Raw genomic sequence first — 9,194 nt, 5'->3', positions numbered from 1 at the left:
TCTGGTTGATCTTTCCATATTCGTTGCCGGACATTGTTTTTTGACTCCATCAGATCCAAAATGTCTTGCTCATCAAAACGTCTTAGGAAATCACCGGCAGTTGTCGGATCAGGAATAATCTCTGCTTGCAGTGCATCATGCCACGCCTTATTATTCCTTAATAAATCAATATCTTCAAGGCGCGTACCACCAGCAATTTTATTATAGGCAATATTCAGAATATGGTCTGACTCATGGTAGGGCAAATGCCGTTTAAGCACATTAACCGTTTCATTAATTTCATCAATCAAGCCAGTTTTTTGCGCCAACAGATGAATAACGCCAATACCTCCAGGTGCTATGCCTTGATGACGATCATCCACTTCATAGTGAATATTGGATGTCTGTATCATGGGCAACAATTACTCTTTCCAACTATGGGAAACAAATTTCATAACTATCACTTTGATCGTAAGAATAAGCGTGCCTTATCGAGCTCTATGACCACATTTATGTGCTATTTCAAATTTCTAAAAAAATCCCCGAAAAAACCTGTCAAGTCTTTTTTTATTTTTTTTTTGATCCCTGGGGTGAGTAGTTACAAAACCACATCAACAATAAGCGCGTCATTCTTTCCTCCATAAAAAAAGGCCACAAAAGATCATCAGAAAATAATTCATCTGATAGCCTTCGTGGCCTGTTAATTTATATAAATTTTAGCTTTCTATACCACCCCTTCTGGAGCGTTTGTCTTATTTCGACTTATATGAATGGTTAAAACATGTCAAGGCCTTTTTGCTGTAGGGACAGGGCTAACGCATATAACTTACTCGACCTAATAATTCCAGGTTGTTATGTTTTTAAGGTAAACGCTATAAAATTTGCTATTCCATATAAGTGTCTGTAAATAAAGAAATTAAAATTCACACCAAATCTACATTGTAAAAACAACATGCGCCTGATAGCTGCCGGATTCCATACCACTAAAAAATTCCCATCCAAGCTTTTGACATAACTGCCGGGTCAGTTCAAGTCCAAGGCCAAATCCAATGTCCTGGCTGGAATAATTTTCTTTTAGAACATCATTTACGATGTCGATGCGGTTTCGAGACTGAGAAATCTTCACCATTCCGCACCAGGTATGCTGAAAGGCATTTCGAATGAGGTTACCTATAACAATACGAACTGGTTCTTCCGGTGCCTGGATGCTGAACAGTTCTGTTTCTAGAATGACCTCAACGTCTTTATTTTTAAGAAGATATTCGGCTTTCGCTGCCAGCTCTCGGACCAATTGCTCCAGGTCCAGATCTTTTGACGAAAGACGGCTCTCTTTTTCCCGGGCCAACCAGAGCAGGGTTTCTGTCAGACGCTTCATGGTGAGACTGGCTCGGTCAATACGGTCAATCACTTTTTTTTGCTGGTGTTCTTGATTCTGCTTTTTTTTAGTTTCAGATACCCCTGGTATCGGGCTCTCACCAAGCCTTTGTAAAAGTTCGACATTATTCCGGATCACACTGATGGGGGTGCGCAACTCATGGCTACTGTGGCGCAAAAATCGGCGCTCCCGCTCCAGGCTTTCATGAACCGATGAAAGGTTATTTCTAATGAGACTGGCCAATTCGTTCAGTTCAGGATAGATAAAATCAGGTGGAGGGCTATGCAGGTTATTAGGGTTAAGTTGCTTTGCCCATCGACCAAGAGCCTTAACCGGTCGCTCGACCTGACGAAGCAAAAACCAGACAATCGCAAATATGCCCAAAGCAGTCAAAAAACTAATGAGCACCAGGGCGTTCATATTTTTCTTCTTGTCACGTCCCAGTAAAGGGGCAGCAGTCTTTCGTGTGGTTATATGGCTGATATATAAGGACTCACCTTTATAGACCAGCTTCATGACAAAAAATATTTTTTGGGGCGGAGACAACCATTTTTGCTGCTTGCTTACCATAAGATCACCGACCTGTAGAGGAGGTGCCATGGCCTCCCGTATTTCTTCGGGCATCTGGCTCCAGTCCCGGCTGATCAGGTAACCGCTGAAATGGCTAAGGTGCTGCATATTCTCTTCAGAGGTGGTATCACCATAGCTTTTCACAGCATGGGCCATGTTGTCCCCAATGACATTGTCCATGCCCCGAAAAAAAAACCTGACACTTAGAAAGGAATAACCGATGATCAAAAGAATGGCCAGAAAAAGAAAGGATAATGCCACAAACCATTTAAGGCTGATATTCCGTTTCATTTTTCCGAAACCTTTCTGAGGACAAAGCCATGTCCTGAAACCGTATGCAGCAAGGGTACAGAGGAGTTGTCGTCAATGGCTTTGCGCAAATGATGGATATGGACTTTCAGACTATTGCTGTCCGGTGGATTGTCTCCCCACACAGATGTGACTAATTTTTGCCTGGAGACAATTTCCGGCGAAGCCCTTAAAAGGATTTCAAGAAGTTGCCAGCCAATGGGTGACAGTTTGATGGCACGACCAGACCTGGTAACGATGCGTTCTTTCATGCTCATCTCAAGATCAGCACAGCACAATCGTTTTATCTGCCCGCTGCGCCGTCCGGCCAGGGTCTTGATACGGGCCACCACTTCTTTAAGCTCAAAGGGTTTAACCAGATAATCGTCTGTACCAGCCTCAAAACCCGCCAGCTTATGATCCAGTTGATCCCGTGCCGTGAGCATCAACACCGGGGTGTCATTCCCGTCAGTTCGAAGCTGCTCACACACACTCAACCCATCCAGGCGAGGCAGGTTAAGGTCCAGCAACACCACATCATATCTATTTTCTTTTAGCAGGTGTAGTCCTGCTATACCATTGCTGGCATAATCGCACTCGATCGATTCTATGGCAAGGTAATCGATCACGGTTTCTGCAAGATCAAAATTATCTTCAATCAGAAGTATTGGCAGCAAATTGGTATCCTTTTTTTCTAAAAGGGTTTATCCATTGCCAGAACCGTTTGAGCATTTCACTGACATCCTGGTGAATGTTCAAAAGGACCGGAATCAAAACCAATGTAATCACTGTGGCAAACATAATGCCGTAAGCCAGGGAAACAGCAGCAGGAATCAAAAACTGAGCCTGCCGGGAGGTTTCGCTGATAAGCGGCAGCAAACCGGCAACCGTGGTAAGAGAAGTCAGCAGCACTGCCCGCAGCCGGTTCTGCCCGGCCTGAACGACAGCATCCTTAAAACTGATCTCGTTGTCACGTATGATATCATTAAATGAAGATACCAAAAGCAGACTGTCGTTAACCACAACGCCGGATAAAGCGATTATACCATTAAGCGACAAAATACCCAAGGAAAGATCATTGACCCAATGACCGAGAACTGCCCCCACAATACCAAACGGGATGGCCGTCATGATCAAAAGAGGCTGAATATAGGATTTCAAAGGAACTGCCAGAAGAAAAAATATGATCAACAAAGCCAGCAGAAACATATGCAGCATAGAGGTCTGAGTTTCAGCCTGCTCTTCAGCCTCGCCTGAAAAATTGATATTAATGCCTGGATACTGCCGCTCTATCAGCGGAACAATCTGTTTTCGAACCTGCTGCACCAGCTCTGTCGACGATAATATCTTTTTGTCCACATCAGCAGAGATAAAAACAGCGCGCTTACTGCCTATCCGGGTAATGGAATCTCTTGTAAACCCGTAATCGACCGTTGCCACAGACGACAACCGCACCACACTGCCATCATTGGTTCGAATATTGGCATTCATCACATCATTGGCACCTTTACGGGCGGTTTCAATATAACGAACCTTGACCTCAATCTCATCGTTCGATCGTTGGAATCGCTGTACCACCTGACCTGAAAACGCCTGCAAAACCTGTTGTGCAAGCATATCCATGGTGATTCCCATGGCACGTCCCTGGGGAGTAAGTTTAAGATGAAGCTGGGGCTGACCCGGTGCCATATTGTCTTCAATACCGCTGACAGCCGGAATATCTTCCAGGTATTTTTTAAATTGCCGTCCTGCCATAGTGAGAGTGGTATCATCATTCCCCCTTAATTCAATGCGCAATGCATCCACCATTTTGTGTGAACTCTGGATGCTCAACGTACGTGCGCCCTCCGGAAGTCCTGCAAGCGTCCTCCATTTCCGGACGAACAGGTTCATGTCATACGGAGATGATTTTTTGAGCTGCAGCCGAATAGATCCAGACTGATCCCCCTGCGACAACACCTGTAAATATGCAATGGCAGTTCCTTTGTCATCCTCAGTACCTTGCAGTTCCCGGTCTGCTTCATATGCCCTGGACTCCAGAAGTGAAAGAGCTGCGTGGGTCTGTCCATAGCTGGCATCATTTTCCATAGCCAGCTCTACCTGGACCGTATCCCCGGGCACATCCGGGAAAAAACTCATTCGAACCTTGCCGGTCATCGGCATGGTGATGACATAGATAAAAATCCCAAGAAACATTACCATCACAGCATATCGGTGATTCAGAGCCACGCGGATTGCAGGCAGGTAGCACCGTTTTGTAACCCATTCCAGGCCCTGATCAACTTTTTTCTGAATCCACTGCCAGGGGTGAGTCAAAGGGTTCATGCCGGGACGGACCTGGGTATTAAGATGGGAAAGGTGGGCCGGCAGAATCAATTTTGATTCAATGGCCGAAAGAATCAGACAGATGGTGATGACAATGGCAAACTGGGAATAAAGTTCTCCCATACGTCCACTGGTTTGTGAAATGGCAAAAAATGCTGCCACTGTCGTAAATATACCAAACAATGTGGGCATGGCCACATTAAGGGCGCCTTTAATCGTATTTTCAACCGTATCCCCCTCTTTTGAACGTAACGTATAAATGCTTTCTCCGATCACCACGGCATCATCGACGACAATACCTAAGGCCATTATAAAACCAAAGGTGGTAAACTCGTTTAAAGAAAGCCCGAAAAAACTGTCGCCCATAAAGTAAAGGGTTCCAAAAAAAATGAAAGGCAACCCCATGGCCACCCAGAATGCAACGGGCAGGTTTAAAAAAAGGGCCAGCAAAACAAATACAATGACAAATCCGGTAAGGGCATTTTTACCTAACAATTGAAGCCTCTCGGTAATCATTGTACTTCGGTCATACCAGGTGGACAATTGTACGCCACTGGGAAGATTGCCGTTACTTTGCCATGCTTGCGCCACCTGGCGAGCACCGGCAACGGTTCTGGAGATATCATCCTTTCCTGTGGTAATTACCTGGAGGGCGATACTGTTATGACCATTGAAACGAGATAAGATCGGGGTATCGTCAACAAATGTGTCTTTGATTTGTGCCACATCACCAAGAAGAATTTCACTACCGTTTTCAAGGGTCAACAAAGGGATATTAAAAAATTCTTCTTTCAAATACGCCTGGTCTGATGCCTTGAGTTGAAGATAAAGGTCTTTACTTCTCAGCACGGGCGCCTTCGAACTTGAAGACCCCTTGTTAACCGCAGTCTCAATATCAGACAGGGTCAGACCATAGGCCTGGAGCTGTGCTTCATCGATTTCAACAGCAATCATGGGATCAAGAGTGCCTGAGATGGAAACACGATTGACATTGGCATGTGACAGAAGATCATCTTTCAGATCTTCTGCCAGTTGCTGCAGGGTATGACGATCGGATTCCCCATAAAGCTGCAGCCAGATGGCATGCTCTTCTCGCTGTGCTTTTTCGATAATGGGTTTATCAGCATCTGCCGGAAATGAAGAAACAGCATCAACCTTATTTTTAACATCTCGCAGCAGGGTGTCCAGCTCATAATCGTCTTTTTTTTCAACAGTGATCGTAGCACCACTAGTGGTTGAAACGCTATTGATTGATTTGATACCATTCACATCTTCCAGCTGCTCTTCGATTTTAATGGCAAGCCCTTCTTCAGACTGCCTGGCCGATCCGCTGTTATAAGAAACAGAGACGGTCAGGCTGCTCGGAGACATGCTTGGAAATGCCTCTTTTCTGATTTTTCCGACCTGCATCACACCCAGGACAATAATTAGCAAAAGCAACAGATTGGCAGCCACCGGATTTTGCGCAAACCATGGGATAATTCCCCCTATCTTTTTATTCATGATGCGTCTCCCTTTTCAACCGGGTTTACCACCATTCCGGTCAAATAATTATTCAAGGGGTGAACAAGTACTTTGACCGGAAGGATAGCCAATTTGTCTGGTGGATCGATATATACGGCATCGCCATCACTGAACAGCGGTTCTGCCGAAAAAGATGCAAGAGTATTGTCTTTTGTCACATACCAGATTTCTCCCTTTTGGCTGAAGGCTGAACTTGGCAACCGCCATAAATCGTTTACACTGCGCCCCTTGATTGTTGCCTGAACAAACATGCCGGGCAACAGAGACGGCTCTGAATCCAGGGGATAATCAATTGCCAGGATCAGATTCCTCTGCCGGGTTTGTTCATCCAAATGTTGTTCCAAACGCAACACATAGCCGGACCAGTTCTGTCCGGTTTGCGCATTATAAAGGTCAACCGGCCATTCTTTATTGTTCAAAGACCGACTGTCCGGAAGATTGGACCAGTCAGATTCGGACAGGGAAACCGCTATTTCAACCCGATCCGTGCTATAGAGCGTGGCAATACTTGTTCCGGCCTGTACAAAACTTCCAGGTGCCACAAGCCGCTCTACCACCAGGGCGTCAAACGGGACTCTGATACAGGTCTGTTCAAGATCTTTACGCGCACTTTCCAGCACGGCCAAAGCCTCCTCTACAACAAGCCCGGCTGCTGCCACCTGGGGTTTATGCAGTACCAGATCGGATGCCGGCTCTCCTTTTATACCTGAAGACTTCCATTCTGCCCAGGCCTGTAGCGCCTGTCGTTCCTCTTCGAGCAGGGACAGGCGTGCGTCACTTAGAGTACGCTCAGCTGTCTTTACGGCAGAGCGGTAATTTGTTTCATCCAGGCGGGCCATCAAGCTTCCTTTTTTCATCCGCTTGCCTGTTTCAAATCCTGCATCCAGGGCTTCAACCTGTCCTGTAACTGGGGAAACAAGAGTGAGTTCAAAATGAGAATGGACGCCCCCATAGGCTTTAATTACAGCATGATAGCTGCCTGGACGAGAGGTGATCACAGACACATCAGGGTGTTGCTGGTGTATCTCTTCTTTTTTCAGTTCCGGCCGGTTGACCTGTGCTTCAATGGCGTGCTGAATATAAAAGGCAATCGCCGATACACTGATAATTGATATAATAAAAACCATCCATTGTGAAAAACGCCGTATCATTGTTTTACTCCCAGGCCCAGCGCAAGTCCCAGATTCACCCGGTTAGCGAGGCGGTCATATATAAGGTTATTTAATTTTATTTTAAGATCAAAAGTCTGACGTTGAACCGTCAAAAGGTCAAGAATACTCACCAATCCCTGGCGGTAACTTTCCGCATATTGCTGAAAACTGTTTTGAGAATTTTTTAAGGCGGTTTCAATATACCCCTGCTGTTTGATCAACGAACGCTCAAGCCCTATGGCATCTTCGATTTCCTGGACAGACCTGTAAAGGGTTTCCCGGTAGTTTTGGAAACTTACCGCCGTTTCCAGATCAGCAATCTTTGCTTTTGCCCGCAATTTACCGCCCTGGAAAAGCGGTGCTGTCAACTGCCCCAAAAGTGACCAGACCGGACTGGTTAAAAGCGCGGACGCAGGTGATGCGGCAACATCTTCAAGGGCGGCCTGCAAACTGATGCTTGGCAGCAAATCCTTATAAGCCACATCACTTCTTAAGCCGGCAGCCTCAATCGCCAGAAAGGCGGCTTTCAAATCCGGTCTCCGTTGCAAGGTCTGGTTTGGCAGATCCGACAGCGGTACAAGTACGATGGTATAATTTTGGGGAACACTGATCTGTATCCCAGGCTCCCCAATCAGTGTCCGAAGTAACCGCTGCTGCTGCGCCAGTATTTCCCTGAAACTTTCCAAAGAGGCCTTGGATGAAGCAGTGGAACTCCGGGCACTGTCAAGGGATTCCAAAGTGCCAAGCCCGTTGCGGTAACGCTCGATGATAAACGCCTCTGTTTTTTCAAGGGTCTCCAGGCGTTGCTGCTCAATTTCTATATTCTTAAACGCAGCCGTCAGCCCAAGCCAGTTGGTCATTACCTCTGCTGCCAGGGTATCTTTAGCAGACTGATACAACACCTCTTGTTCGTTCGCATCCTTAAGGGCTGCCAGGGAATCATCTGCCAGTTTTCGCCATAAATCCAGTTCCCAACTGACGGTAGCAGACCCTGTGAAATTGTCTTCATTGCTGTTTTCTTCTCGGCTTGCTGCAAATTTTGCGGTAAGCGTTGGCCATTGTTCACCACTGGCCTGCCGGTATTGCGCCTGGCGCACACACAGGGTCAGCAATGTCTGCTGAAGCCCTGGATTGGCTTTAAGGGCTTTGTCCACAAAGCTTTCAAGCTCTTTTGATTCGATCAGATCTCCAAGGATCAAGACCTGCTGTCCATTGTCGGACAAACGCCATTTACTGATCTGTACACGTTCCTGATTTACCAGGGCGGCGTAGTCTATTTTATTACCGGTTGCACATGAAGAAAGAAATATTAAACAGATCAAAATTATACTGTGGGTAAATGCTGATTTCAGCATATTTTTTCTCCCAAAATCATTTTAGTTTTGCACATCAAACACAAAAAAACCTTTCTTTACCGATTTTCACGATAAATTTAGCAGGCCAGTGGTTAACACCGGGTTAAGATCTATATGCTGTATTTAAAAAAAACAGGTGTAGCTTTTAATTTTTTGATCAGATGAGATTTGATGATCTTAGGAATCGTTACAAAATGACTTGATTCTTAAAATAGAAAATGCGTCTCAACGCATTTGTAATACATACTTGCTTTAGGATTACGTGGTTGATAAATTTGGCTCCTCGCTGTTTCATGTGGGGGTACGTTTTTTCTCAGAAAAGATGCCCGGACATAATGGCTGATATAAATCGAATGTCAGTCATTATGCCGGACTTTAAAAAAAATATTGCCCCTTTAATTGCCGTCCAGAGCACCGTGATGGGAAAAAATATTGGTGGCATAGCCGGACATGAAGAGGCATTTGAGGTTTTATCTGGAAAGCCTTTCCATCGCAGCCTTCAGGCTCATTCTCAACCGCTCCAGGACATCGGCGAGTTTTCCAATTTCATCCTCAGCAGGCCATTTTATTTTTTCGTCCATGTTCCCATCAGCAAGATCTGATGCCACCCTTGTAAAATTAGTCCTG

5 protein-coding genes and 1 pseudogene are annotated in these 9,194 nt (G+C 45.6%); all 6 read right to left on the bottom strand.

Translation table 11 applies throughout. The features are described from left to right. Positions 1-395, bottom strand: a pseudogene (locus ACYQ2M_RS24085) (IS1380 family transposase); the annotation flags it as partial. Positions 396-913: 518 nt separating this feature from the next. Then, entirely contained in the window at positions 914-2,215 is a 1,302-nt protein-coding gene (locus ACYQ2M_RS24080; protein ID WP_459918947.1) for a sensor histidine kinase, read from the bottom strand. After that, positions 2,212-2,889: a response regulator transcription factor gene (locus tag ACYQ2M_RS24075; protein ID WP_459918946.1), complete on the bottom strand. Its 678-nt coding sequence runs from the start codon at positions 2,887-2,889 to the stop codon at positions 2,212-2,214. The genes ACYQ2M_RS24080 and ACYQ2M_RS24075 overlap by 4 nt, the downstream gene beginning before the upstream one ends. Continuing rightward, positions 2,867-6,040, bottom strand: coding sequence for an efflux RND transporter permease subunit (locus tag ACYQ2M_RS24070; RefSeq protein WP_459918945.1), 3,174 nt, complete (start codon positions 6,038-6,040; stop codon positions 2,867-2,869). Before ACYQ2M_RS24070 ends, ACYQ2M_RS24075 begins: the two co-directional genes overlap by 23 nt. Further along, positions 6,037-7,212 carry an efflux RND transporter periplasmic adaptor subunit gene (locus ACYQ2M_RS24065; RefSeq protein WP_459918944.1) on the bottom strand — a complete coding sequence of 392 codons (1,176 nt, stop codon included), beginning with the start codon at positions 7,210-7,212 and terminating at the stop codon, positions 6,037-6,039. Before ACYQ2M_RS24065 ends, ACYQ2M_RS24070 begins: the two co-directional genes overlap by 4 nt. Further along, positions 7,209-8,567 carry a TolC family protein gene (locus tag ACYQ2M_RS24060; protein ID WP_459918943.1) on the bottom strand — a complete coding sequence of 453 codons (1,359 nt, stop codon included), beginning with the start codon at positions 8,565-8,567 and terminating at the stop codon, positions 7,209-7,211. Before ACYQ2M_RS24060 ends, ACYQ2M_RS24065 begins: the two co-directional genes overlap by 4 nt. Positions 8,568-9,194: the final 627 nt, after the last annotated feature.

This window comes from Desulfocicer niacini (genome assembly GCF_054657595.1).
Note: the sequence above shows the minus strand (reverse complement) of the source record. Positions and strands in the feature narration are given on the sequence as shown.

Bases quoted from the DNA above. Each gene is read 5' to 3' on its own strand.
- ACYQ2M_RS24080 (WP_459918947.1), bottom strand. From the start codon at position 2,215: ATGAAACGGAATATCAGCCTTAAATGGTTTGTGGCATTATCCTTTCTT.
- ACYQ2M_RS24070 (WP_459918945.1), bottom strand. From the start codon at position 6,040: ATGAATAAAAAGATAGGGGGAATTATCCCATGGTTTGCGCAAAATCCG.
- ACYQ2M_RS24065 (WP_459918944.1), bottom strand. From the start codon at position 7,212: ATGATACGGCGTTTTTCACAATGGATGGTTTTTATTATATCAATTATC.
- ACYQ2M_RS24060 (WP_459918943.1), bottom strand. From the start codon at position 8,567: ATGCTGAAATCAGCATTTACCCACAGTATAATTTTGATCTGTTTAATA.